We start from the raw sequence: 25714 nt of genomic DNA, 5'->3' as shown, positions 1-25714 counted from the left end.
CCGCCCCTCATGGGTTGGGGGGCCATTGCGTTGTGAAATTAGGTTAGGCTAACCTTACTTCCACAGCGCCTTCCGGCGTGTTCCGAAGGTTCCGAAGCATCCCTCAGCGTTCCTCCCGAAAGGGCCCCCACATGCGCTCCCACCTGCTCAACGACGCCACGGCGGAGAGCTACCGGCGCTCCGTCACCGAAGGAGTCGAGCGGGTGGCGGCCAAACTCGCCGCGACGCACCGCCCGTTCACCGGCGTCACCCCCGCCGAGCTGGCCCCCGTCATCGACGCCGTCGACCTCGACCGGCCGCTCGGCGACGCCTCGGCGGCCCTCGACGAGCTGGAGGACGTCTACCTCCGCGACGCGGTCTACTTCCACCACCCGCGCTACCTGGGCCACCTGAACTGCCCGGTCGTCATCCCCGCCGTCCTCGGCGAGGCCGTCCTCTCGGCGGTCAACTCCTCGCTCGACACCTGGGACCAGAGCGCGGGCGGCACCCTCATCGAGCGGAAGCTGATCGACTGGACCACCGGACGGATCGGCCTCGGCCCCGCCGCGGACGGCGTGTTCACCAGCGGCGGCACCCAGTCCAACCTCCAGGCCATGCTCCTCGCCCGCGAGGAGGCCAAGACGAAGGACCTGGCGAAGCTCCGGATCTTCTCCTCCGAGTGCAGCCACTTCAGCGTCCAGAAGTCGGCCACCCTCCTCGGCCTCGGCGCCGACGCCGTCATCTCCATCCCGGTCGACCGGAACAAGCGCATGCAGTCCGTCGTCCTCGCCGCCGAGCTGGAGGCCTGCCGCGCCGAGGGCCTCGTCCCGATGGCGATCGTCGCCACCGCCGGCACCACCGACTTCGGCTCCATCGACCCGCTGCCCGAGATCGCCGCCCTCGCCAACGAGTACGGCGCCTGGATGCACGTCGACGCGGCCTACGGCTGCGGACTGCTCGCCTCCCGCACCCGCCGCCACCTCCTGGACGGCATCGAGCGCGCCGACTCGGTCACGGTCGACTACCACAAGTCCTTCTTCCAGCCGGTGAGTTCCTCCGCCCTGCTGGTCCGCGACGGCGCCACCCTGCGCCACGCGACGTACCACGCGGACTACCTCAACCCCCGTCGCACGATCGCCGAGCAGATACCGAACCAGGTGGACAAGTCGCTCCAGACGACCCGCCGCTTCGACGCGCTCAAGCTCTGGATGACCCTGCGCGTGATGGGCGCCGACGGCATCGGCGAGCTCTTCGACGAGGTCTGCGACCTCGCCCGCGAGGGCCACGCCCTGCTCGCCGCCGACCCGCGCTACGACGTCGTGGTCGAGCCGCAGCTCTCCACCCTCGTCTACCGCTACGTCCCCGAGGCCGTCACCTCGCCCGCCGAGATCGACCGCGCCAACCTCTACGCCCGCAAGGCCCTCTTCGCCTCCGGCGAGGCCGTCGTCGCCGGCACCAAGGTCGACGGCCGCCAGTACCTCAAGTTCACCCTGCTCAACCCCGAGACGACCGCGGCCGACATCGCCGCCGTCCTCGACCTGATCGCCGGCCACGCCGAGCAGTACCTGGGAGAGACCCTTGTCCACGCCTGAGACGACCGAGACGTACGACTTCATCGGCATCGGGCTCGGCCCGTTCAACCTCGGACTCGCCTGCCTCACCGAGCCCATCGACCACCTGAACGGCCTCTTCCTGGAGTCCAAGCCGGACTTCGAGTGGCACTCGGGCATGTTCCTCGAAGGCGCCCACCTCCAGACGCCGTTCATGTCGGACCTCGTCACGATGGCCGACCCGACCTCCCCGTACTCCTTCCTCAACTACCTGAAGGAGAAGGGCCGGCTGTACTCGTTCTACATCCGGGAGAACTTCTACCCGCTGCGGACCGAGTACAACGACTACTGCCGCTGGGCCGCCGCGAAGGTCACCTCCGTCCGCTGGTCGACGACCGTCACGTCCGTGACCTTCGACGACACCGCCGAGGTGTACGAGGTCACCACGGAGACCGGCGAATCGTTCCGCACCCGCCGCATCGTCCTGGGCACCGGCACCCCGCCGTACGTCCCCGAGACCTGCGCGGACCTCGGCGGCGACATGATCCACAACTCGCGCTACCTCCCCAGCAAGGAAGCGCTCCAGAAGAAGAAGTCGATCACCCTGGTCGGCAGCGGCCAGAGCGCGGCGGAGATCTACCACGACCTCCTGAGCGAGATCGACGTCCACGGCTACCAGCTCAACTGGGTGACCCGCTCCCCCCGCTTCTTCCCCCTCGAATACACCAAGCTCACCCTGGAGATGACCTCCCCGGAGTACGTGGACTACTTCCACGCGCTCCCCGAGCGGACCCGCTACCGCCTGGAGACCCAGCAGAAGGGCCTCTTCAAGGGCATCGACGGCGAGCTCGTCGACGCCATCTTCGACCTGCTCTACCAGAAGAACCTGAACGGCCCCGTCCCCACCCGGCTCCTCACCAACTCCGCGCTGCACACCGCCGCGTACGAGGAGTCGACGGGCGCGTACACGCTCGGCTTCCGCCAGGAGGAGCAGGAGAAGGACTTCACCCTGGACACCGAGGGCCTGATCCTCGCCACCGGGTACAAGTACGCGACCCCCGCCTTCCTGGAGCCCGTCCGCGACCGCATCCGCTGGGACGGCCAGGGCCGCTACGACGTGGCCCGCAACTACACGATCGACACGACCGGCCGGGGGATCTTCCTCCAGAACGCCGCCGTGCACACCCACTCGATCACCGCGCCCGACCTGGGCATGGGGGCGTATCGCAACGCGTACATCATCGGGGAGATGCTGGGCTCCGAGTACTACCCCGTAGAGAAGACCATCGCCTTCCAGGAGTTCGCCGTATGACGATCCGCTTCCGCCCGCTCGATCCCCTCAAGGACGCGGAGCTGCTCCACGCCTGGGTGACCCACCCCAAGGCCGCCTTCTGGATGATGCAGGAGGCGACCCTGGAGGACGTCGTACGCGAGTACTCGGCCTTCGCCGCCGACCCGCACCACCAGGCCTTCATCGGCCTGGTCGACGAGGTCCCCGCGATCCTCATGGAGCGCTACGACCCCGCCCACCTGGAGCTGGTCGGGCTGTACGACCCGCTCCCCGGCGACGTCGGCATGCACTTCCTCGTGGCCCCGAGCGACACCCCCGTCCACGGCTTCACCCGCCGGGTGATCACCGCCGTGATGGCGGAGCTGTTCGACGACCCGGCGACCGCCCGTGTGGTCGTCGAACCGGACGTGTCCAACAAGGCCGTCCACGCGCTCAACGAGGTCGTCGGCTTCGTGCCCGAGCGCGAGATCCAGAAGCCGGAGAAGCGGGCGCTGCTCAGCTTCTGCACCCGCGCCCAGTTCGAGGCCGCCGTGGGAGCGACGATATGACCGCCTACGCCACCGACCCCGTCGCCCACCTCACCCCCGAGCGCTGGGCCGACGCCAACCGCGCGCTGATCCGCAAGGGTCTCGCCGAGTTCGCCCACGAGCGGCTCCTGCACCCGCAGGAGCTGGGCGAGTCCCGCTACAAGGTCCTCAGCGACGACGGCACCACCGAGTACCGCTTCACCGCCGACCGCTTCGCGCTCGACCACTGGCAGGTCTACGCCGAGTCGATCAGCCGCCACCGCGGCGACGAGCAGCTCCCGCTGGACGCGCTCCAGTTCATCACCGAGCTCCGCTCCTCCCTCGGCCTGAGCGACGAGATCCTCCCTGTCTACCTGGAGGAGATCTCCTCCACCCTGGCCGGCACGGCGTTCAAGTCGACCAAGGAGCCCGTCACCTCCGCCGAGCTGGCCCACGCCGGCTTCCAGGCGATCGAGACGGGGATGACCGAGGGCCACCCCTGCTTCGTCGCCAACAACGGCCGGCTCGGCTTCGGCGTCGACGAGTTCCGCGCGTACGCCCCCGAGGCCGCGAGCGACATCCACCTGATCTGGCTCGCCGCCCGCCGCGACCGCACCACCTTCACCGCCGGCGCGGACATCGAGTACGAGACGTTCATCCGCGCCGAGCTGGGCGAGGAGACGGTGGACGGCTTCGCCGCGACCCTCGCCGCCCGCGGCCTGGACCTGGCCGACTACCTGCTGATGCCGGCGCACCCCTGGCAGTGGTGGAACAAGCTGTCCGTCACCTTCGCCTCCGAGGTCGCGCAGCAGCGCCTCGTCTACCTGGGCGAGGGCGACGACGCGTACCTGGCGCAGCAGTCGATCCGTACCTTCTTCAACACGACGGACCCGGCCAAGCACTACGTCAAGACGGCGATCTCGGTCCTCAACATGGGCTTCATGCGGGGCCTCTCGGCCGCGTACATGGAGGCCACGCCCGCCATCAACGACTGGCTGCACCAGCTGATCGAGTCGGACGCGACCTTCAGGTCCGTCCACTTCTCGATCATCCGCGAGCGGGCGGCCGTCGGCTACCGGCACATGGAGTACGAGGCCGCCACCGACCGCTACTCCCCCTACCGCAAGATGCTGGCCGCGCTCTGGCGCGAGTCCCCCGTCCCGAGCCTCGCCGAGGGCGAGCGGCTGGCCACCATGGCCTCGCTCCTCCACGTCGACCACACGGGGGCGTCCTTCACCGGTGCGCTGATCAAGGAGTCGGGCCTGGCGCCGACGGAGTGGCTCCGCCGCTACCTCGACGCCTACCTCCTGCCGATCCTGCACAGCTTCTACGCGTACGACCTGGCGTTCATGCCGCACGGCGAGAACGTGATCCTCGTCCTCGACGAGCAGGGCACGGTCTCCCGCGCGATCTTCAAGGACATCGCCGAGGAGATCGTGGTCATGGACGCGGCGGCGGTCCTGCCGCCGGCGGTGGAGCGGGTCCGCGCGGAGATCCCGGAGGACATGAAGCTCCTCTCGGTCTTCACCGACGTCTTCGACTGCTTCTTCCGCTTCCTGGCGGCGACGCTGGCGACGGAGGGCGTGCTCGACGAGGACGACTTCTGGCGGACGGTCGCGGAGTGCGTCCGGGCGTACGAGCGGTCGAAGCCGGAACTGGCCGACAAGTTCGCCCAGTACGACATGTTCGCGGAGACCTTCGCCCTCTCCGCCCTCAACCGCCTCCAGCTGCGCAACAACAAGCAGATGGTCGACCTCTCGGACCCGTCGGCGGCCCTCCAGCTGATCGGCGACCTGACCAACCCGATCACCCGCTTCGCCTGACGGACCGGTGCGACCCCCGGCGGAGTACGGTCCTCCGCCGGGGGTCGCATCCCTTTCGCCTCCGATCAGGTGATCACGCTGTGTCACCGATCCGTCTCGCCGATTACCCGGCGTCGCTGTGGCAGGTTGGCCACGGGCCGGGGTCCACCGGCCGGGAGCGGAGGTCTGACGCCATGCTGACTCGAATCGCCCGTGGTCTCGCCGGAACAGCGGTGGTCGTGGCCCTCGCCGCGTCGGCGGCCTGCGGGAGCGAGGGCGGCAGCACGGCGGAGGACGGTCCGACGGAGCGGGCGGAGATCACGGGGACGTCGTCGCCGCCCTCGGACTCGGGCGAATCGATCGGGGCGCTCTTCCCGGGAAAGGGCGCGGGCGGTCAGGCCGCCCCGATCGACGTCCCGACCACCAAGGTGGGCGAGTCGGCGGGCGGGAAGGTGAAGGTCGTCAACACCTCCGACCGGCCCATGAATCTGCGGGATCCACAGACGTCCACCGACAACTCGGACATGGGGGATGCGGCGGTGGACCTCGGCACCTGCGCCGGCACGCTGGCCCCCGGCGCGGAGTGCGAGCTGGACTTCCGGTTCATGCCGTACGAGGTGGGGTCCTACTCCGGCGTGCTGACCGTCGAGACCTCGCAGGGCGAAACGATCACCGTGCCCTTCTCCGGCGAGGCGGTGGGGGACGAGTCCTCGCACACCGCCGAGACGCCGGATCCCTCACCGACCACCGAGACGCCCGAGCCCGAGCCGACCACCGAGACGCCCGAGCCCGAGCCCACCACCGAGCCGACCCCGATCGAGACCGAGCCCGAGCCCGAGCCCGAGGTCACTTGACGGCCGAGGTCAGCGCCACTCGCACGGTGTCGTCGTCGGGCAGCACGACCGTCATGTAGTCGTCCACGTCCCGCGTTTCGTGGGAGACCAGGTAGAAGCGGGACGGAGACTTCACCAGCAGACGGAAACCGGTGTACCGATGCCGGTACGGGCCCCTGGCGGCGCCCAGGTCCTTGTACGTGATGCCCTTCGCGTCGTGCGCGACCGGGATGCGCGAGTAGACCAGCACCGGCAGGCTCTTCTCGTTGCCCGCCTCGATGGCCGCCCGGGCCTCGGTCGCCGCGCCCGCGGCCACGTACCGGCTCACACCGAAGAACAGGCTCATGGCCAGCAGCCCGATCAGCAGGGCGCCGCCCGTGGACCACATCCGCTCGGCGGTCCCTTCACGCCGGTGCTCGTCCTCGCTCCGCTGAAGACGCTGCCGCACGGCGAAGAACGCCAGGGTGGCCCCCAGGGCCACCAGGAGGGGCGGGACGAACGGTCTCCACCAGAGGCTCGCGGGGAGGGGGAGCCAGATCCGCAGCCCGAAGAAGACCGGAAATCCCAGCAGCGCCATGGACAGGCCGACGACGAGGAGCACCCGGCACACCGTGCGGCGCCGGCGCTCCTTCCCCGGGCGGGCCAGGGTGTGTCCGAGGCGGCCGAGCACCAGCAGGACGACCAGTCCGCAGATCAGCAGGAACCACACCGGGCCGAAGACCGCGTCCGGGCTCTTGGCCAGGTAGGACTGGACGGACAGCTGGAGGTCGGCCGCCGGCACGCCGAAGGTCGCGTAATAGGTGTCGGCGTACAGGCTGCCGAAGTAGTACAGCAGGCCGATGACGGCCGTCCCCGGCGCCACGATGTAGGCCGCCTTGTCGAAGAGCGTCGCCCTCGGCGGCGCGGGCGCCGGCTGGGACGGTTCCCCCGGCGGCGCGGGCGCTGGCTGGGACGGTTCCCCTGACGGCACGGACATGCCGCCAGTCTCCGCACCACCGCCCGGCCGCGCGCGACGAGCCCGCCACCCGGCCGAACTCCGGCCTACTCCCAGGGCACCTGCGGTGAGCGGTAGTAGGTGATGCCCAGTGCGTCAAAGCGCGGGGCCTGTTCCGCGAGCCGCGTCCTGTACGTGTCCCAGTCGTGGGTCTCCGCCGGGGACCAGCCCACCTCCGCCAGGCCCGGCAGGCGCGGGAAGGCCATCACGTCGAGGTCGTCCGTCGTGGCGAGGGTCTCCGTCCACAGCGGGGCCTCGATGCCCCGGACGGATTCGGCCGGGGCTCCCGCGAGGTACGTCGCCGGGTCCCAGTCGTAGGAGCGCCGGACCTCGACCGTGCCGGCCCAGGCGAGGCCGAGCTCGGTCTCCTTCGTGTACTTCATGTCGAGGTAGGAGCGGTCGGCCGGCGAGAGGATCAGCCCGGCGCCGTCCCGCGCGGCGGCGGCGACGCGCTCCTTCTCGGCGAGGGGGGTGCGGTCGAGGCCCCAGTACTGGACGAGGGCGCCGTCGACGGGCTTGGTGCCGGTCAGCTGGTGCCAGCCGACGACCGTCTTGCCGTACTTGGCGACGAGCGGCTGCACCTTGTCCATGAAGGTCACGTAGTCGGCGTGGCTGGTGGAGTGGGCCTCGTCGCCGCCGATGTGGAGGTAGCGGCCGGGGGTGAGGGCGGCGATCTCGCGGATCACGTCCTCGACGAAGTCGTAGGTGACGGCCTTGGGGACGCAGAGGGAGCTGAGGCCGACCTTGATGCCGGTGTAGAGGGGCGGGGCGACGCCGTCGCAGTTGAGCTCGGCGTAGGAGGAGAGGGCGGCGAAGGTGTGGCCGGGCACGTCGATCTCGGGGACGACCTCCTGGTAGCGGGAGGCCGCGTACCGCACGATCTCCTGGTACTCCTCCTTCGTGTAGAAGCCGCCGGGGCCGCCGCCGACCTCGGTGGAGCCGCCGTGGGTGGTGAGCCGGGGCCAGGAGTCGATCGCGATGCGCCAGCCCTGGTCGTCGGAGAGGTGCAGGTGCAGGGTGTTGATCTTGTAGAGGGCGAGCTGGTCGATGAACCGCTTCACCTCGTCGACGGTGAAGAAGTGGCGGGCGACGTCGAGCATGGCGCCCCGGTAGGCGTAGCGCGGGGTGTCGGTGATCGTGCCGCCCGCGATCTTCCAGGGGCCCTGCTGGACGGTGCGGCGCTCGACGGCGGAGGGCAGCTGCTGGCGGAGGGTCTGGACGCCGCGGAAGAGGCCGGCGTGCGTGCGGGCCGTGAGGGTGACGCCCTCGGGTCCGGAGCGGAGGCGGTAGCCCTCGTCGCCGAGCCCGGCGTCCTCGCGGTCGAGGTGGAGGCGGATGCCGCCGCGGGCCGCCGCCTCGTCGACGATGTGCAGCGGGAAGCCGGTGGAGGGGCGGAGGAGGCCGGCGAGGTAGCGGCCGACGGCGCGGGACTCGCGGGAGGACTCGTCGACGCCGATGCGGGTGGCTGCGGTGAGGGTGTAGGGCTCGCCCTCGGGGGTGACGGAGGCGGGGACGGGGACGATGCGGCCGAGTGGGCGGACCTCGGGTTCGGCCGCGGCGGCCTTGCCGTCGGCGCCTCTGCCGTCGGTGCCTCCGCTGTCGGCGGAGGCCTCGCCGCAGCCGACCCCGGCGGTGGCGACGAGGAGGAGTGATCCGATGAGGCGAGGAATCCTTCGGCGCTGACTCACGGGCATGGTCCCCTTCGGTGTTCGACACGTCTTCGGGTCATATATCCATTTGGCGACCATGCGTACCGCTACCGTCACCTCGGGTCAAGGTCTGGACCAATTTCCGCATCCAGGATGCCGACCCGGTGACTCCTGCCCGATTTCGGGCAGGATTCTTGCGAAGAACGGCGGGTACCCCTCAGTATTCACGGGTGCTCGAACGCCGCCCGTCGCACGACGACCTCGTCGACCATCTGGTCCGCAGCACCGCGCTCCAGCGCGGTGAGGCCGCCCGGGTGGTGCTCGACGTACTGGCGTACTTCGACGAGACGACCGAGGAGTTCGTCCGCCGCCGCCACCGCGAACTGCAGTCCGGCGGGGCCGTGAACGCCGAGATCTTCGAACGGATCGCGGCGGAGCTGCCGCACCGGGCCGTGGCACCGCCGGAGCTCTCGCTCCGGCAGCTGCGCCGCATCGTCTACGGCTGAGCCACGACCGAACCTCGGACGAACACGGCGAGCACCATCACCAACCTGGAGGGGTTTCACCTTTATGTGCGGAATTGTCGGTTACATCGGAAAGCGCGACGTCGCCCCCCTGCTCCTTGAGGGCCTGGCGCGTCTGGAGTACCGGGGATACGACTCCGCCGGCATGGTCATCACCAGCCCGAAGGCCACCGGCCTGAAGATGGTCAAGGCCAAGGGCCGGGTCCGTGACCTCGAAGCCCGCGTCCCCAAGCGCTTCTCCGGCACCACCGGCATCGCCCACACCCGCTGGGCGACGCACGGCGCCCCCAGCGACGTGAACTCGCACCCGCACCTGGACCCCGAGAACAAGGTCGCGGTCGTCCACAACGGCATCGTCGACAACGCCCAGGAGCTCCGCGCCAAGCTGGAGGCCGACGGCGTCGTCTTCGCCTCCGAGACGGACACCGAGGTCATCACCCACCTCGTCGCCCGCTCCCAGGCCGACACCCTCGAGGAGAAGGTCCGCGAGGCGCTCAAGGTCATCGAGGGCACCTACGGCATCGCCGTGATGCACGCCGACTTCAACGACCGCATCGTGGTGGCCCGCAACGGCTCCCCGGTCATCCTCGGCATCGGCGAGAAGGAGATGCTCGTCGCCTCCGACGTCGCCGCCCTGATCGCCCACACCCGCCAGGTCGTCACCCTCGACGACGGCGAGATGGCCACCCTCAAGGCCGACGACTTCCGCACCTACACGACCTCCGGCGCGTCCACCACCGCCACCCCGGAGACCGTGGAGTGGGAGGCCGCCTCCTACGACATGGGCGGCCACGACACGTTCATGCACAAGGAGATCTCCGAGCAGCCCGACGCGGTCGACCGCGTGCTGCGCGGCCGGATCGACGACCGCTTCTCCACCGTGCACCTGGGCGGCCTCAACCTGGACGCCCGCGAGGCCCGCACCATCCGCCGCATCAAGATCCTCGGCTGCGGCACCTCGTACCACGCCGGCCTCATCGGCGCCGGGCTCATCGAGTCCCTCGCCCGCATCCCCGCCGACGCCGAGCCGGCCTCGGAGTTCCGCTACCGCAACCCGGTCGTGGACCCCGACACCCTCTACATCGCCGTCTCCCAGTCCGGTGAGACGTACGACGTGCTCGCCGCCGTCCAGGAGCTCAAGCGCAAGGGCGCCCGCGTCCTCGGCGTCGTGAACGTCGTCGGCTCCGCCATCGCCCGCGAGGCCGACGGCGGCGTCTACGTCCACGCCGGCCCCGAGGTCTGCGTCGTCTCGACGAAGTGCTTCACCAACACGGTCACCGCCTTCGCGCTGCTCGCCCTGCACCTGGGCCGCATCCGCGACCTGTCCGTCACCGACGGCAAGCGGATCATCGAGGGCCTGCGCAAGCTGCCCGCGCAGATCCAGGAGATCCTGGAGACCGAGGACGAGATCAAGAAGATCGCCGCGGAGTACGCCGGCGCCCAGTCGATGATGTTCATCGGCCGCGTCCGGGGCTACCCGGTGGCCCTGGAGGCCTCCCTCAAGCTGAAGGAGATCTCCTACATCCACGCCGAGGCCTACCCGGCCTCCGAGCTGAAGCACGGTCCGCTCGCCCTCATCGAGCCGGCCCTGCCGACGGTCGCGATCGTCCCCGACGACGACCTGCTGGAGAAGAACCGCGCCGCCCTGGAGGAGATCAAGGCCCGCAGCGGCCGCATCCTCGCGGTCGCGCACCAGCCGCAGGCCAAGGCCGACCACACCATCGTCGTGCCGAAGAACGAGGACGAGCTCGACCCGATCCTCATGGGCATCCCGCTCCAGCTCCTCGCCTACCACACGGCGCTCGCCATGGGCCGCGACATTGACAAGCCGCGCAACCTGGCCAAGTCCGTCACGGTCGAGTAGCAGCCGGTCGGGGCCTGTCCCCCCGACCCGCGCCGCCGGGCCTGTCCCCCGGCGGTTCGACCGGACACGAAAGAGGTCCCTGCCGCACACCCAGGTGCGGCAGGGACCTCTTTCCCTTCCCCCGTCCTTACCCCGCGGCCGGAGCGCTCGCCGGGCGCCGGAGCGCCGTCGGCCAGCCCGCCACCGCGGCCGTGGCGCCGTACCAGGCGAGGAGCCCGCCGACGGCCGCGACCCAGCCGCCCGCCTTCGCCAGGCCGCCGTTGTCGGCCAGCGCGCCGATGCCGATGAGCAGCAGCGCGACGAACAGCAGCCCGTACACGCCCTGTCCGAACAGACCGCTGCCCGACGCGGACACGGTCAGGGTGAGCGCGAGGAGCGCCCACAGGAGCATGAAGAGCCCTACGGCGTCCGCCGAGGCCCCGCCGCCGACGGCGGTCCCCCAGGTGAACCAGAAGGCGCCGAGCGCCGCGTACGCCGTGCCCTCACCGGTGCTGCCGGCGCGCAGGGCGAGCAGTCCGACGAGGAAGAGCGTCACCCCGCCGACCCAGGTGGCGAGGCCCGCGGCATCGGCTGCCGCGACGTTGTCGATGACACCCGTCCCGCCCAGCCCGAAGGCCAGCAGGGTCAGTCCGAGTGCGAGGTTTCCGAGCGTGGAGGTGCTGTTCCCCGCGGCGACTTCGTTGTCCACGGCGGGCTCCCTTCAGGAGTGCAGCCGAGCTGCGTGAGCTGCTGTGATCCGGTGAGCCTTATCTACCCTTCACAAGCGCACAATTCACCTGAGGAAGGCCGAAATTATGGCCGGGGAACGCCAGTTGGGAAACGGGACTCCGGAACGGGTCCGCGTACGGGGGCGGGAGCGGGTCCCTACGGGATGACGATCACGGGCCGCTGGGCGCGGCGCGCGAGCCGGCCGGCGACCGAGCCGAAGATCCGGCCGACGATCCCGTGCGTGGAGCCGACCACGATCGCGTCGGCCGAGTACTCGCGGCCGACCTCCTCCAGCTCGTGGCAGATGTCGCCGCCGCGCTCGACGAGGATCCACGGCACCTCGGAGAGGTGCTCGGCGCAGGCCAGCTCGAGACCGAGGACCTCGGTGCGGTGATCCGGTACGTCGACGAAGACCGGCGGCTCGCAGCCGGCCCACACGGTGGTGGGCAGCCGGTTGGCCACGTGCACGATGATCAGGCCGGAGCCGGAGCGGCGGGCCATGCCGATGGCGTACGCGAGGGCTCGCTCACTGGACATGGAGCCGTCGAAGCCGACGACCACCCCGTGCCGGAAGGCCGGGTCGCAGGCGTGGCGTGGCTGTTCCACCGCGAGGGGGTCGACCGTGGAGTCGGCGACGCGCTTGCGGTCCGCGGGTTCGGGGAATTCGTGACCGGCCATCGGTGTCTCGGCGAAGAGAGTCCTCGTGGGAAGGGACGGGAGTGGAGGGGACGGATACAACGGGTGGCGGCGGAGCTGTGTCCGGGAATCATCTTCCCAAGCCCATACCCCCAAGGGTACGGCGACACTCCTCTCCTGCCCAGAGCCCGCCGTGCCACTCCCCGGCGTGCGCCCCGCTGTGCGCGGCGTTCCAGGGAGCATGCCCGAGGGGTTCGGGATCTGGCAATGCCGGTTGTGCCCTACAGGCGTCCGTACGGGGGCCAAACGGACGCCACCCACAGTGACCGGAACGTTCCGCTCCTCGTTGCCACAGGTCCAGCCCACCGTCGCAGGGAGACCGCCCGTGCCCGCACCATCGACCGCCGCCGGCCAGAGCCCCACCACCTCCGCCCCCACGCTCGGCTCACCCCGGGGCCGCCGCCGGGCGCCCGCCGTCCCCGCGGGGCCGTCCGCGGCGGCGGACCGGGAGTGGGGAGCTCCCGCCGGGGCGGGAACCGCGGATCAGGCCGGTGACGTCGTCCGGTGGGCGGTCTTCTGCTGCGCCCTCGTCCCCGTGGTGCTCGTCGTCTACGGCACCTCGCTCGGCGGGGCCGCCGGGACCGCGCTGGGACTCGTCACGGTGACGGCGGCGTGCCGGGTGCTGCTGCGGCGCTCGGAGCGCGAACTTCGGGCCGAAACCGTACGAACCAGGCGCCGGAGCTGAGCCGGGGACGCACCGGCCCCCCTTCGAGTTGACAGGTTCGCACACCCGACCCCATATGTTTTCAGCCAACTTCCATTCCCCGGCGAGTCCTTGGCGGAACGGTTGGCCAACCCCGGTCCCGACACCCCCCGGAGCCCCGCCACAAGGCCCCGCACCCCACGCTCACGGGGCCTTCGCGGCGCCGCCCCTTCCCCTGGCGGCCGCCAGGTGGAACGCTTCCCGATCGATCGCTTCGCGCCAAGTGGCCTTGTCGACAATCCACCGGATGGAGAACTTGTCACGCCGGCGCCATACGACACAGTAGATTCGATCATGGGTACCGAAGACTGGGGTCTCGTGCAAAACCGAGGGGAAACGTGCAGGAGCGACACGACCAGGGAGACGCGAACACCGAGGGGGGCTTAGCGTCATGAGCCAGGACTCCGCCGTACCGGAGGTCGCCCGGAAGCTGTCCGGACGCCGCCGCCGCGAAGTCGTCGCGGTGCTGCTGTTCAGTGGCGGCCCCATCTTCGAGAGCTCCATCCCGCTCTCCGTTTTCGGCATCGACCGGCAGGACGCGGGCGTGCCCCGCTACCGGCTGCTGGTCTGCGCCGGCGAGGACGGCCCGCTGCGCACCACCGGCGGTCTCGAACTCACCGCGCCCTACGGCCTGGAGGCCATCGGCCGCGCCGGCACGGTCGTCGTGCCGGCCTGGCGGTCGATCACCTCGCCGCCGCCGCCGGAGGCGCTCGAAGCGCTGCGCCGCGCCCACGAGGAGGGTGCGCGGATCGTCGGCCTCTGCACGGGGGCCTTCGTCCTCGCCGCAGCGGGGCTGCTCGACGGCCGTCCGGCGACGACGCACTGGATGTACGCGCCGACGCTCGCCAAGCGCTATCCGTCGGTCCACGTGGACCCGCGGGAGCTCTTCGTCGACGACGGTGACGTCCTCACCTCCGCCGGCACCGCGGCCGGAATCGATCTGTGTCTGCACATCGTGCGGACCGACCACGGCACCGAGGCCGCGGGCGCGCTGGCGCGCCGGCTGGTCGTCCCGCCGCGGCGCAGCGGCGGTCAGGAGCGCTACCTCGACAGGTCTTTACCAGAGGAGATCGGCGCCGACCCGCTGGCCGAGGTCGTCGCCTGGGCGCTGGAGCACCTCCACGAGCAGTTCGACGTGGAGACCCTGGCCGCGCGCGCGTACATGTCACGGCGGACCTTCGACCGCCGGTTCCGCTCGCTGACGGGGTCCGCCCCGCTCCAGTGGCTGATCACACAGCGGGTGCTCCAGGCGCAGCGACTGCTCGAGACCTCCGACTACTCGGTCGACGAGGTCGCGGGCCGGTGCGGCTTCCGCTCGCCGGTGGCGCTGCGCGGCCACTTCCGGCGCCAGCTCGGCTCCTCGCCGGCCGCTTACCGGGCGGCGTACCGGGCCAGGCGTCCGCAGGGTGAGGTCGGCACGGCGGTGCTGGACCAGGCCGTGCCCGTCCAGGTCGGCGCGGGCATGCGCCGGCCGGGCTCCCCGCTCGACGTGGGCAAGCCGCACACGGACGTCTACGCTCCCGGCCGCCCCTCCTTGCCGGGCCAGCGCATGCCGTAACGAGCGCGACGCGGCGACAACCGACCCGCGCCGCCACAAGCGGCGTACCGCAGGACCGACGGGCGCCCGGGGACACCTCCCCCGGGCGCCCGTCGGCCTTGTCCCCGCAGGCCCGTCGGCCGTGTCCCGCCATGCCCGGCAAGATCGGCGGCCCACCCCCTAAGGTGGACGCATGAACGATCGCATGGTGTGGATCGACTGCGAGATGACCGGGCTCTCGCTGACGGACGACGCACTCATCGAGGTGGCCGCGCTGGTCACCGACTCGGAACTGAACGTGCTCGGCGACGGGGTGGACATCGTGATCCGCCCGCCGGACGCGGCGCTGGAGACCATGCCGGAGATCGTGCGCCAGATGCACACCTCCTCGGGGCTCCTCGACGCGCTCGCCGGAGGCACCACGCTCGCCGACGCCGAGGCCCAGGTCCTCGCGTACATCCGCGAGCACGTGAAGGAGCCCGGCAAGGCGCCGCTGTGCGGGAACTCGGTCTCCACGGACCGCGGCTTCCTCGCCCGGGACATGCCCGCCCTGGAGAGCCACCTGCACTACCGGATCGTCGATGTCTCCTCGGTCAAGGAGCTGGCTCGCCGCTGGTACCCGAGGGCGTACTTCAACAGTCCGGAGAAGAACGGCAACCACCGGGCCCTCGCCGACATCCGCGAGTCCATCGCGGAACTGCGCTACTACCGCGAGGCCGTCTTCGTGCCGCAGCCCGGCCCCGACTCGGACACCGCCAAGCGGATCGCCGCCAAGCACGTCGTACCGGCCGAATGACCGCCCGCTCGCGCCCGCCGAACCCCCTCCGGAAAAGGTGGGCGCGAGCACCCCTCAGAACCCTGTAGACTTCTTCTCGGCCGGTCGGGGAAAGCCCCGAGAACCGGTCGTGGTGGGTATAGCTCAGATGGTAGAGCACCTGGTTGTGGTCCAGGATGTCGCGGGTTCGAGTCCCGTTACTCACCCTTGATAGGGGAAAGGCCCCGATTCGCGGAGACGCGAGTCGGGGCCTTTTCGTTGCCCCCGCCTCCCCCACCCCTTCTTCCCTTGATCACCCGTTGTTACGGAATGCAAACTTCCGCAACGCACTGTGATCGATCGCATATGCCCCTGACACTCTCTTCACCTCGTTCTCATGCAAAGCTCACGGGCCACCTACGGGTGATCCACATCGAACGAACAAGCTAAGGGGGAGAGATGCGAAGAGGCGTACGTACCGCTTCGGTCTCTGCTGCCGTGGCGCTGACGCTGTCCATACAGCTGCCGGCGCTCGCGGCCGAGGAAACAGCACCACGCGCCGGGGATTCCGGCACCACGTCCGTCCGCACGACCGAGGCACCTGACCTGGCCTCGGCGCGCCTGGCCGCCGCGCTCGGCGGTACGAAGGTGGAGGCCCTGTCCGAGCGGACGGCGACCTCCAGCACCTGGGCCAACCCGAACGGGACGCTCACCACGGAGACGGCCTCCGGGCCGGTCCGCGTCAAGGAGGGCGGCGAGTGGAAGCCGCTCGACACGACCCTCGTCGACACCGGCGCCCGCCTGGAGCCCGAAGTCGCCGTCGCCGACGTGGAGCTGTCCGACGGCGGCACGGAGGACTTCGCCGCCGTGACCCGCTCCGGCCGGACCTTCGGCCTCGACTGGTCCGCCTCGAAGGCCCTGCCGGCCCCTCAGCTCGACGGCGACACGGCGGTCTACGAGGAGGTCGTCCCCAACGGCGACCTGCACGTCACCGCGCTCCCCCAGGGCTTCACCGAGTCGCTCATCCTGCACGAGCGCCCCACCGAGCCGGTCGAGCTGCGGCTGCCCGTCACGCTCGAAGGACTGAGCCTGGAGAAGGAGAAGTCGGGCCACCTCCGGCTGGAGGACTCCACCGGGACGCTGGTCGCCAGCGCCCCGGCGCCCCGCATGTGGGGCATGGGGACGAACCCGAAGTCGGGTGACCCCACGCACTCCATGGAGATCGAGACCCGCATCGAGCGGGCCGGGGGCAAGGCCGTCCTGGTCCTCAAGCCCAGCATGGAGTTCCTCACCGACCCCGATGTCACCTACCCGGTGAACATCGACCCCACGACGACCCTGGCGGCGTCCACGGACACCTGGGTCGCCACCAACTACCCCGACTCCCAGCGCGGTTCGACCGAGCTGAAGGCCGGCACCTACGACGGCGGCGCCACCAAGGCCCGTTCGTACGTGAAGTTCGACGTCGCGAAGTACGCCGGCACGCAGATCCTGGACACCGAGTTCCGGCTGCACTCCTACTGGTCCTCCAGCTGCTCCGCGACCGGCTCGGGCGTCGCGGTCAAGCGCATCACCGCCAACTGGGACCCCAGCGCGGTGACCTGGGGCGCGCAGCCCGCGACCACCACCGACGGCTCCGTCGTCTCCAAGGCCGCCTACGGCTTCAGCTCCGCCTGCCCCGCGAACTTCATGCGCTGGGACGTCGACGGCATCGTCCAGGCCTGGGCCGACGGCCAGCCGAACCACGGCCTCCAGGTCCGCGCCGTGGACGAGCTGGACTCGCTGAGCTGGCGCCGCTTCCGCTCGGCGAACTACGTGGACGGCTCGCAGGGCCCCACCGAACCGACGCTCGTCGTCACGTACAACACCAAGCCGAACCTGGCCGCGCCCCTGAGCCCGCTCAACGCGACGGTCACCTCGGACACGACCCCGACCCTCACGGGCTACGCCACGGACCCCGACGGTGACTCCGTACGCCTCACCTTCGAGGTCTGGAACAGCGCCGGCACCACCAAGCTGACGACCGGCACCTCCGCCTACGTCCCCAGCGGCAAGTCCGGCGCCTGGACGTCCCCCGCGCTCGCGCCGGGCGCCTACAAGTGGCGCATCGCGGTCTACGACGGGAAGCTCTGGAACGGCGGCTGGTCCGCCTGGCGCACCCTCACCGTCGACACGTCCGTGCCGGTCGCCCCCTCCGTCACCTCCACCACCTACCCCGCCGACGGTCTGTGGCACGGTGGCGCGGGAACGCCCGGATCGTTCACGATCGCCGACACCAAGGGGCAGGCCGTCACGGCCGAGTACGCCCTGGACGGCGCCGCGCCGAGCACCGTCGCGCTCACGGCCGGCAAGGCGACCGTGAACCTGACCCCCGCGACGGACGGCACGCACGTCCTCACCGCCCGGGTCAGGAACGCCGCCGGAACGTGGTCGGAACCGGCCGAGTACTCGTTCCGCGCCGGCCGCATCAGCGGAGGCCTCACCGCCGGCTTCATCAACGAGCTCGCCGAGACGCACTTCGCCGACCTGCTGCACCCGGAGGAGGCGCCGGCCGAGGCCGAGGACCGTCCGGTCGACACCGAGTACCCCGAGGTCGACGACACGCCCGTCGGCTACCAGGAGCAGATCGACCCCGAGGTCACCGAGACCGAGGAGTCCGTCCTGGCCTCCGGGATCGTCGAACTCCCCGGCACCGCGGGCCAGGAGATCGTCGGCACCAGCGCCGACGGCACCACCCAGACCTCGGTGACCATGCCGGAGGGTGCCGCCGCGACCGCCGGCCTCAGCGAGACCGGCGTCATCGTCTACCCGAACACGCAGACGGACGCGGACACCCTCGCCATCCGGACGGGGCAGAACGCCGTCGAGACGTTCCACCTCCTCAGGAGCGCCGCCGCCGCGCAGAGCTACTCGTACACGCTGCGGCTGCTCCCCGGCCAGACGGCGACGCAGGCCGCGGGCAACGTCATCATCATCGCGGACGAGCTGGGCAACCTGACCTTCATCACCGCGCCCATCGCGCGGGACGCGAAGGGCGTGGAGATCCCGGTCAAGCTCACGCTCGACGGGAGCACCGTCACCGCCTCGCTGGACCCGGCCGCCGGTCAGCAGATCGCCTTCCCGGTCCTGATGGACCCCGGCTTCGGCTACGGCAGCGCCACCCCCTCCGAGCGGTCCTACTGCTTCTGGAACCCGATCGACTGCACCACCGCCTACGACGCCGCGAACAAGGCGTTCAAGCAGGCGCAGGACTGGTACCCGGACAGCACCCTCTTCCAGGGGACGGGCGACTCCTTCCGGCACTGCTACTGGAACGCGCGGATGGAGATCCGGCTGTCCACCACGGACGCCTACGAGTTCGCCACCCGGCACGAGTCCACGTCCTCGGGCGTCGACAAGCAGATGGACCTGAAGAACAACGCGATCGGCCGGGAGATCGGCCGCAAGCGCACCGGCCAGACCAACGCCGGCATCAGGGCACGGGACGATTGCCGGAGCGCGCAGCGGAACGGCAAGCTGTGGATCATCAAGAGCGGCCGACTCGTGAGGAGCAACCAGTGACGTCCCTCTACCTGAAGCGGGCGGGTGCGGCGATCCTGGCCCTGGAGGTCGCCTACCTGCTGCTCATGCAGCTGTCCATGGCGGTCTTCATGCCGGACACCTCGGAGATCGACCACACGGAGTCGGCAGGCTCCGGCGCCCTGCTCTTCCTCGGTGCCGAAGCGGTGGCGGTACTGGTCCTGCTCTGGGCCGCGGCCCTGCTCGCGCTGCCGGCCTTCGCGGGCAGGGGACCCACGTGGGCCCGGGTCGCGGGCTTCGGCCTGGCGACGGCCGTCCAGGTGCTCGGCGCCTGGTCGGCGACGGCCAACGCCCTGGCCCAGGACGCCGGACCTGATGTCGTGATCAACGGCCTCATGGTGCTGTTCGCCGTGATCGCCTCCGCCGCGTGCCTCCTGGGCCTCCGTGGCGAGTTCCGGAGGACGGAGCTCACGGCCACGGCCTGACGCCCCCCTTCACCCGCGGTACGGCCGAGGCCCCGGTTTCCCGAACCGGGGCCTCGGTCGTTCCCGCACGTCCCGCGCGACGGGGACTCGCGGGCCCCGGACAGGGAAGCGCGCCCCGGCCGGGGTGGGGTGTCTCGGCCGGGGCGCGCGCCTGTGGGGGGGGACCAGGGGGAGGAGCGGCCTTACTTGTAGGCGGCGAAGGCCTTCGTGAAGGCCAGGGGCGCCTGGAGGATCGACGAGCAGGTGGCGTCGGCGTGGTTCACGGCGCCGGCCGCGCACTGCTTGTCCCGGGTCGAGGACCACATCGAGAGCCAGCCGATGCCCTTGGACCGGGCGAACTCGACGAGCTGTGTGGCGTCGTCGACCTTGAAGATCTCGGTGGTGACGTCGTTGACGCCGATCATCGGGGTGACGGCGACGGCCTTCCAGGCGGCCGCGTCGGAGAGCCCGAGGACTCCCTTGACCTGGGCCTGGGTCGCGGTGGCGGCCTGGATCGCGTACGTGCCCATGTCCGCGCTGTACGCCGGGCCGTAGTCCATCGCCATGATGTTGACGGCGTCGACGCGGACGCCGTTGTTCTTCGCGTCGGCGAGGAGCGCCACGCCCGGCTGCGTCAGCCCCTCGGGCATGACGGGCAGGGTGAAGGAGACGTTCAGGCCGGGGTGGCTCTTCTGGAGCTGGGCGATCGCCTGGGAGCGGCGGGTGTTGGCGGCGGTGTCCGGCAGGGCGGCGCCCTCGACGTCGAAGTCGACCTTGGTCAGCTTGTACTGGTCGATGACCTTGCCGTAGGCGGCGGCGAGTGCCGAGGCGGAGGAGCAGTTCAGGGCCAGCTCGTGGCCGGCGGCGCCACCGAAGGAGACGCGGACGTCACCGCCCTTGGCGCGCAGGGCGCCGATCTGGGCGGCGACCCTGTCGTTCGCGAGGTCGGTGACCCCGCCCCAGAGCGGGGCGCAGGAACCGCCGGAGGTGATGAAGGCGAGGTTGAACTCCTTCACGCCGGTGGCGTCGGCGGTCGCGAGGAGGTCGTACGCCGGGTAGAGCGAGGTGTCGACGTACGGGGCGTACTTGGCGGCTCCGACGGGTCCGCCGGTGGCCGTCGCGGTGGGGGTCGGGGCGGGGGTGGTGGCCGTGGGGGTCGGCTTCACGGTCGCGGTCGCGGTGGGGGTCGGCTTCGCGGTCGCGGTGGCGGTCGGGGTGGGCTTCGTGGTGGCCGTCGCCGAGGGGGAGGCGGTGGCGGTCGGCTGCTCGGTGGGGCGGCCGCTGGGGGTGGGGGCGGGGCCGCCGGCGGAGCAGGCGGCCTTGTTGATGAGGCAGCCGCTCGGGTCGCCCGCCGTGCCCGTGGAGGAGGTCACGAAGCCGACGGTGACGGACCGGCCGGGTTCGAGCTGCCGGTTCCAGCTCGCGGGCCTCACGGTGACGTGGCGGCCGGAGACGGTGTGCTCGCCGTTCCAGAGGGAGCCGATGGTCGTCCCGGCCGGGAGGTCGAACTCCAGGGTCCAGTCGGACTGGGCGGTGGCCGTCTCGTTGGTGACGACGTACTGGCCGGTGTAGCCGCCGGTCCAGGAGCTGGTCCGGGTGTACGCGGCGCCGACGGCGGCGGCCTGCGCGGTCCCGCCGAGCGCGAAGGCGACGCCTCCGACGATCGCCGCCGCGACGACGGCTCCGACGGCCTTGGTCCTGGTGCTCGCCCTGCGCCGGTGCGAACTGGTGCCCATCGCGTGCCTGCCTCTGTGTGCCGGGTGTGGGGGTGGGGTGCGGCAGCACGCTAGCGAGCGGGAATCGGACAAAAGCCCATGAGCGGACGGGGGTTGGGATTCTTAGGGTCCGCTTAAGGAGGGCATCGGAACCACGAAAGGTTCACCCCGCACCCGTCCCGGCCCCACCCCCGTACGCCTCCGCTCAGGCGTCGGCGGCGCGGCGGGTGCCCGTGCCGCCGCGTCGGCGGCGGGCCGGGCGATGGCCGCGGCGGCCCGTCGTGGCACCCTGGCGGCGCCCGTCGAGCCCGATCCAGACGCGGACCTCGGTGCCGCCGAGGACGGAGTGCCCGATGGCGACGTCTCCCCCGGTGGCCTCGGCCATGCGCCGCACGATGTCCAGGCCGAGCCCCGTGGAGCCGGGCTTGCCGCCGCTGTTGCCGCGGGCCAGGGCGGCGGCGGGGTCGGCGATGCCGGCTCCCGCGTCGGAGACCAGGACGATCACGGCGTCGTCGCCGTTGTGGAGGTCGATGGAGAAGGCGGTGCCCTCGGGGGTGTGCCGGAAGACGTTGCCGAGCAGGGCGTCGAGGGCGGCGACGAGTTCGGGGCGGGCCACCGGGATGCGTACGGGACGCTCGACTCCCGCGACCCGGACCAGCCTGCCCTCGTCCTCGGCGAGCGCCGACCAGAAGTCCATCCGCGCGCGGACGACCTCGGCGGCGTCGCAGCCGGCGCCGGGCCCGGTCGCCTGGGTCTGCGGCTTCGCCTCGCGGGCCGTGCGGATGATGGTGTCGACCTCGCGCTCCAGCTGTTCGACGGCGGCCCGGGTCTGCTCGGCGGCGGGGCCGGAGCCGAGCGAGGCCGCGTTGAGCCGCAGCACGGTCAGCGGGGTGCGGAGCCGGTGGGAGAGGTCGGCGGCGAGCTCGCGTTCGTTGGCGAGGAGCTGGACGACCTGGTCGGCCATCGAGTTGAAGGCGACGGCCGCCGACTTGAGCTCGGGCGGGCCCTCCTCGGGCACGCGCGCGCCGAGCCGGCCCTCGCCGAGTTCGTGGGCGGCGCCCGCGAGCCGCTGGGCGGGCCGGACCATACGGACGCCGAGCCGGTCGGCGACGGCGACGGAGCCGACGATCAGGGCGATGCCGACACCGGCGAGGACCAGCCAGGCGGTGGCGACGCCGTTGCTGACCTCGCCCTCGGGGACGAAGAGTTCGACGACGGCGACCTGGCCACTGCTGATCGCGGTGGGCTGGAGCAGCGCGAAGCCGCCGGGCACCTCGGCGATGGAGGCGCGGCCCAGCAGGCGGGTGGCCGCGAGCTCCTCGGCGTCGGCCCTGCGGGTGCCGATCTCCAGGGCCGTGCCGCCCTGTTCGGCGGCGGGCACATGGACGGCGAGCCGTCCGGCGGCGCCGTCCTCGGTGGTGGCGACGGCCTTGTCCAGCTCCTGGCGGTCGGTGGTGATCGCGAGGACGGGGGCGAGTCCGGCGGCCCGGCGTTCGGCGTTGGAGAAGGCCCGGTCGCGGGCCATCTCCTTGACGACGAGCCCGAGGGGCACGGCGAAGGCGACGACGACCATCACGGTGACGGCCAGCGACACCTTGACGAGTGCCCATCTCACGGCTGCGGCTCCCGGGGCGGCTCCAGCTTCACGCCCACCCCGCGCAGGGTGTGGAGGTAGCGGGGCCGGGCGGCCGTTTCGCCCAACTTCCTTCGCAGCCATGACAAATGTACGTCGATGGTCTGGTCGTCCCCGTAGGACTGCTGCCACACCTCGGCGAGCAGCTCCTTGCGCGGCACGACCACGCCGGGCCGCCCGGCGAGGAAGGCGAGCAGGTCGAACTCGCGCCGGGTGAGGTCCAACGGCGCCCCGTCCAGCTCCGCCTGACGGCGCAGCGGATCGACGGTGAGGCCGCCGACCCGGATGACGCGGGACGGCGGCGCCTCGCCCGCGCCGGACCGCGCCCGGCGCAGGACGGCCGCCATGCGGGCCGAGAGGTGGTCCACCGAGAAGGGCTTCACGAGGTAGTCGTCCGCACCGGCGTGGAGGAGCCGTACGATCTCGGCCTCGTCGTCCCGGGCGGTCGCGATGATCACCGGTACGTCGGTGATCCCGCGCAGCATCTTGAGCGCCTCGGACCCGTCCAGGTCGGGGAGTCCGAGGTCGAGGATGACCACGTCGAAACGGAAATGGGCGACCTCGCGCAACGCCTCCAGAGCCGTCCCGACGCTCCGTACCGTGTGGGAGGCCTCGGAGAGCTGGCGGATGAGGGCGGAGCGCACGAACTGGTCGTCCTCGACCACGAGCACACTTGCCATGGGCGGCACCGTACGCCATTCGGGCGAACGGGTGAGCAGGGGCGTGTCCGCCGACAGGCCCCAGGTCCACCCTCCCGTGGGGCTGCTGACGGGGTGGTGCACTATGGCCCGGTGCGAAGAGGACTCGTTCACGCCCTGGCCTGGTCGCTCGCCACCGGCGCGGCGGTCACCCTGTCCTGGTGGGGAGTGCACACCGTGCTGTCCGGCACGGTCTACGACCCCCCGCGGGCGCTGCCCCTCCCGGCCGGCACCACCGAGGACGCGCCGGGCGCCGGGGGCAGCGATCCGCTGACCTCCTCGACCCGCCGGCCCGAGACGCCCAGGACCTCACCGCCGTCCCCGACGTCCACGCCGACCGCGGAGCGCACGGCCTCCGCCACGCCCGCCACGACCTCCGCCGACCGGCCCCCGGCCACGACGACGGCGCCCGCGAGCCCCACGGCCCCGCCCGCCACGAGCCCGGCGTCCACCCAGGCGTCCTCGGTGAAGAGCTACACGGTCGACGGCGGCCGGGTCACCTTCGACCTCGGCGAGACCTCGGCGGAGCTGGTCTCGGCGATCCCCGCGTCCGGCTGGCAGATGCAGGTGTGGAAGCAGCCGACCTGGATCCGGGTGACCTTCACCAGGGACGGCCGCGAGCTGTCGGTGTTCTGCCTGTGGCACGACACCGCGCCCCGCGTGGAGATCGAGGACCGCGCGACCTGAGGCCGCTCAGCGGAAGACGGACGCGGGCGGTACGGGCGAGGGCTTGGCGCTCGCGTCGGTGACGGGGGCCGCACCCCCGGCGAAGTCGGCGAGCTCCCGGCCGTGCTCGACCCGGCCCGGGTGCGGATCGGTCGCGACCCGGCGCGTCAGCTCGGCCACCGGCAGCTCCCGGTCGGAGGCGAGCAGCACCGCGTTGCCGAAGCGGCGGCCGCGCAGCACCGTGGGGTCGGCGGTCAGGGCGAGTTCGGGGAAGACGGCGGCGGCCGTGGCTATCTGGCCGCGCAGATGGGTCAGGGGCGGACCGTCGGCGAGGTTCGCCGCGTAGAACCCGCCGGGCCGCAGGACGCGGCGCACCTCGGCGAGGAACTCGGTGCTGGTCAGGTGGGCCGGCGTGCGGGCCCCGCTGAACACGTCGGCGATGACGAGGTCCGCCCAGCCGTCCTGCACCTTGGCGAGTCCGGCGCGGGCGTCGGTGGTACGCACTCGGATGCGGGCACCGACGTCGAGGGGGACCTCCCGGCGGACGAACTGGACCAGGGGGCCGTCCACCTCGACTATCTGCTGGGTGGAGCGGGGGCGGGTGGCGGCGACGTACCGGGCGAGGGTGAAGGCGCCGCCGCCGAGGTGCACGACCTGGAGCGGCCGGTTCGGCGGGGCGGCGAGGTCGGCCATGTGCCCGAGGCGCCGCTGGTACTCGAAGGAGAGACGGGCCGGGTCGTCCAGGTCGACGTACGACTGCGGGGCGCCGTCGATGAGCAGCGTCCAGGCGCGCGGACGCTCCCGGTCGGGTACGAGTTCGGCGAGCCCGCCGTCGACGGTCTCGACGACGGCTGCGGCGGTCGCCGCCCGGTCACGCTGTCTGTTCCTGGCCACGGCTCCATTATCCGGGCAGGTCAGGCGGGGGGCTCAGCGGCCGCCCGGGCAGACCGGGCGGGGTCCTGTGACGGCCGGGGCGGAGGCTCGGTGGCGGCCGGGGCGAGGGGCCCTGTGGCGGCCGGGGCGCGGGCTCAGTGGCAGCCGTCGGCCGCCTCGATGAGCCGGGCCGCCTCCCCGAGCGCCTCGCGCAGCACCGCCGGGTCGGTGACGGGGTCGGCGTCCCCCGGCGGCAGCAGCCAGCCCGCCGGGCGGGGGGTGTCGCCGGTCGGTTCGGGGAGCTCCGGCAGCTCGGGGAGGCGGAGTCCGCGCCCCGAGGTCCTCGTACACGCGCTGCCCGGCATGTCCCAGGCCGCGGCCGTGCCCGGCGGGACCAGGAAGCCGAGGGTGTCGCAGGTCCCGTCATGGACCACCGGGCCGACCGCGGGGGTGCCGCCGCGGCGCAGGATGTCGACGGCCTCCAGGCCCTGCCGGACCGGCACGGTCACCAGGTCCCAGGGCTCGGCGGGGGACTGGGCGCCGCCGTCCGGGGCGGGCGCGTGCCACGTGGCCGACTGCGAACCGATCTCCGACATGGGACCCCTCCTCGCTCCAGAGGAGACACGTTCCGTCTCTCCCTTACGGTTCAACGCCCGTGCGCGTCAACGGCTACGGCGGCATGCCGCTGCAAAGGATGGCAGTTCATGGCAGATCACAGGCGAGATATCCGATTTGTAGCCAAACTCAGCGTACGCA

General features: G+C 71.6%; 22 protein-coding genes and 1 tRNA gene. 14 read left to right on the top strand and 9 right to left on the bottom strand.

Translation table 11 applies throughout. The features are described 5' to 3' along the window. Window positions 1-131: 131 nt before the first annotated feature. From ACF08F_RS14620 to ACF08F_RS14600, 5 genes are all read left to right on the top strand, one after another. Entirely contained in the window at window positions 132-1571 is a 1440-nt protein-coding gene (locus ACF08F_RS14620) for a pyridoxal phosphate-dependent decarboxylase family protein (RefSeq protein ID WP_392298837.1), read from the top strand. Beyond that, entirely contained in the window at window positions 1558-2841 is a 1284-nt protein-coding gene (locus ACF08F_RS14615) for a lysine N(6)-hydroxylase/L-ornithine N(5)-oxygenase family protein (RefSeq protein WP_392298836.1), read from the top strand. Before ACF08F_RS14620 ends, ACF08F_RS14615 begins: the two co-directional genes overlap by 14 nt. Further along, the gene (locus ACF08F_RS14610; RefSeq protein WP_392298835.1) at window positions 2838-3368 is read left to right on the top strand and encodes a GNAT family N-acetyltransferase; all 531 of its coding nucleotides are present in this window, start codon (window positions 2838-2840) and stop codon (window positions 3366-3368) included. The genes ACF08F_RS14615 and ACF08F_RS14610 overlap by 4 nt, the downstream gene beginning before the upstream one ends. Next, window positions 3365-5149 (top strand): IucA/IucC family protein, encoded by a 1785-nt coding sequence (locus ACF08F_RS14605; protein ID WP_392298834.1) that lies wholly within the window; start codon window positions 3365-3367, stop codon window positions 5147-5149. Before ACF08F_RS14610 ends, ACF08F_RS14605 begins: the two co-directional genes overlap by 4 nt. A 173-nt stretch (window positions 5150-5322) precedes the next feature. Further along, a complete protein-coding gene (locus ACF08F_RS14600) occupies window positions 5323-5982 on the top strand; it encodes a hypothetical protein (RefSeq protein ID WP_392298833.1) in 660 nt (219 codons plus the stop codon). Here the strand turns inward: ACF08F_RS14600 and ACF08F_RS14595 are convergent. Beyond that, complete coding sequence (locus tag ACF08F_RS14595; RefSeq protein ID WP_392298832.1) at window positions 5975-6937, bottom strand: hypothetical protein; 963 nt, start codon at window positions 6935-6937, stop codon at window positions 5975-5977. The genes ACF08F_RS14600 and ACF08F_RS14595 overlap by 8 nt on opposite strands. Before the next feature lie 65 nt (window positions 6938-7002). Beyond that, entirely contained in the window at window positions 7003-8649 is a 1647-nt protein-coding gene (locus ACF08F_RS14590; protein ID WP_392298831.1) for a beta-N-acetylhexosaminidase, read from the bottom strand. Window positions 8650-8834: 185 nt separating this feature from the next. On the opposite strand from ACF08F_RS14590, the gene ACF08F_RS14585 reads away from it, so the two are divergent. Continuing rightward, window positions 8835-9110 (top strand): hypothetical protein, encoded by a 276-nt coding sequence (locus ACF08F_RS14585; protein ID WP_024758123.1) that lies wholly within the window; start codon window positions 8835-8837, stop codon window positions 9108-9110. Window positions 9111-9174: 64 nt separating this feature from the next. Further along, entirely contained in the window at window positions 9175-10992 is a 1818-nt protein-coding gene (glmS, locus tag ACF08F_RS14580; RefSeq protein WP_150269983.1) for a glutamine--fructose-6-phosphate transaminase (isomerizing), read from the top strand. Window positions 10993-11119: 127 nt separating this feature from the next. Here glmS and ACF08F_RS14575 read toward each other — a convergent pair whose 3' ends face one another. Continuing rightward, window positions 11120-11680 (bottom strand): GPR1/FUN34/YaaH family transporter, encoded by a 561-nt coding sequence (locus ACF08F_RS14575; RefSeq protein ID WP_392298830.1) that lies wholly within the window; start codon window positions 11678-11680, stop codon window positions 11120-11122. Window positions 11681-11856: 176 nt separating this feature from the next. After that, a complete protein-coding gene (locus tag ACF08F_RS14570; protein ID WP_055643330.1) occupies window positions 11857-12378 on the bottom strand; it encodes a universal stress protein in 522 nt (173 codons plus the stop codon). A gap of 343 nt (window positions 12379-12721) precedes the next feature. On the opposite strand from ACF08F_RS14570, the gene ACF08F_RS14565 reads away from it, so the two are divergent. From ACF08F_RS14565 to ACF08F_RS14540, 6 genes are all read left to right on the top strand, one after another. Further along, on the top strand, window positions 12722-13081 hold the full coding sequence (locus tag ACF08F_RS14565; protein WP_392298829.1) for a hypothetical protein: 360 nt from the start codon (window positions 12722-12724) through the stop codon (window positions 13079-13081). A gap of 409 nt (window positions 13082-13490) precedes the next feature. Further along, window positions 13491-14657, top strand: a complete 1167-nt coding sequence (locus ACF08F_RS14560) for a helix-turn-helix domain-containing protein (RefSeq protein ID WP_392298828.1) — start codon at window positions 13491-13493, stop codon at window positions 14655-14657. Window positions 14658-14829: 172 nt separating this feature from the next. Next, window positions 14830-15432 carry an oligoribonuclease gene (gene orn, locus ACF08F_RS14555; protein WP_392298827.1) on the top strand — a complete coding sequence of 201 codons (603 nt, stop codon included), beginning with the start codon at window positions 14830-14832 and terminating at the stop codon, window positions 15430-15432. A 112-nt stretch (window positions 15433-15544) separates the two neighbouring features. After that, a tRNA-His gene (locus ACF08F_RS14550) sits at window positions 15545-15617 on the top strand. A gap of 271 nt (window positions 15618-15888) precedes the next feature. Beyond that, window positions 15889-18951 carry a DNRLRE domain-containing protein gene (locus ACF08F_RS14545; RefSeq protein ID WP_392298826.1) on the top strand — a complete coding sequence of 1021 codons (3063 nt, stop codon included), beginning with the start codon at window positions 15889-15891 and terminating at the stop codon, window positions 18949-18951. Next, the gene (locus tag ACF08F_RS14540; RefSeq protein ID WP_392298825.1) at window positions 18948-19394 is read left to right on the top strand and encodes a hypothetical protein; all 447 of its coding nucleotides are present in this window, start codon (window positions 18948-18950) and stop codon (window positions 19392-19394) included. The genes ACF08F_RS14545 and ACF08F_RS14540 overlap by 4 nt, the downstream gene beginning before the upstream one ends. A gap of 182 nt (window positions 19395-19576) precedes the next feature. On the opposite strand, the gene ACF08F_RS14535 is transcribed toward ACF08F_RS14540, so the two are convergent. The 3 genes from ACF08F_RS14535 to ACF08F_RS14525 form a co-directional block, all read right to left on the bottom strand. Then, complete coding sequence (locus tag ACF08F_RS14535; protein WP_392298824.1) at window positions 19577-21109, bottom strand: cellulose binding domain-containing protein; 1533 nt, start codon at window positions 21107-21109, stop codon at window positions 19577-19579. A gap of 184 nt (window positions 21110-21293) precedes the next feature. Then, entirely contained in the window at window positions 21294-22703 is a 1410-nt protein-coding gene (locus tag ACF08F_RS14530) for an ATP-binding protein (protein ID WP_392298823.1), read from the bottom strand. Beyond that, a complete protein-coding gene (locus ACF08F_RS14525) occupies window positions 22700-23401 on the bottom strand; it encodes a response regulator transcription factor (RefSeq protein WP_392298822.1) in 702 nt (233 codons plus the stop codon). Before ACF08F_RS14525 ends, ACF08F_RS14530 begins: the two co-directional genes overlap by 4 nt. A 111-nt stretch (window positions 23402-23512) precedes the next feature. On the opposite strand from ACF08F_RS14525, the gene ACF08F_RS14520 reads away from it, so the two are divergent. Beyond that, window positions 23513-24106: a hypothetical protein gene (locus ACF08F_RS14520; RefSeq protein WP_392298821.1), complete on the top strand. Its 594-nt coding sequence runs from the start codon at window positions 23513-23515 to the stop codon at window positions 24104-24106. 6 nt (window positions 24107-24112) lie between these two features. On the opposite strand, the gene ACF08F_RS14515 is transcribed toward ACF08F_RS14520, so the two are convergent. After that, entirely contained in the window at window positions 24113-24979 is an 867-nt protein-coding gene (locus ACF08F_RS14515; RefSeq protein ID WP_392298820.1) for a spermidine synthase, read from the bottom strand. A 134-nt stretch (window positions 24980-25113) separates the two neighbouring features. Further along, on the bottom strand, window positions 25114-25554 hold the full coding sequence (locus ACF08F_RS14510; RefSeq protein WP_392298819.1) for a hypothetical protein: 441 nt from the start codon (window positions 25552-25554) through the stop codon (window positions 25114-25116). Window positions 25555-25714: the final 160 nt, after the last annotated feature.

The organism is Streptomyces sp. NPDC015130, from assembly GCF_043080005.1.
In the GTDB taxonomy this organism is placed as follows: Bacteria; Actinomycetota; Actinomycetes; order Streptomycetales; family Streptomycetaceae; genus Streptomyces.
Note: the sequence above shows the minus strand (reverse complement) of the source record. Positions and strands in the feature narration are given on the sequence as shown.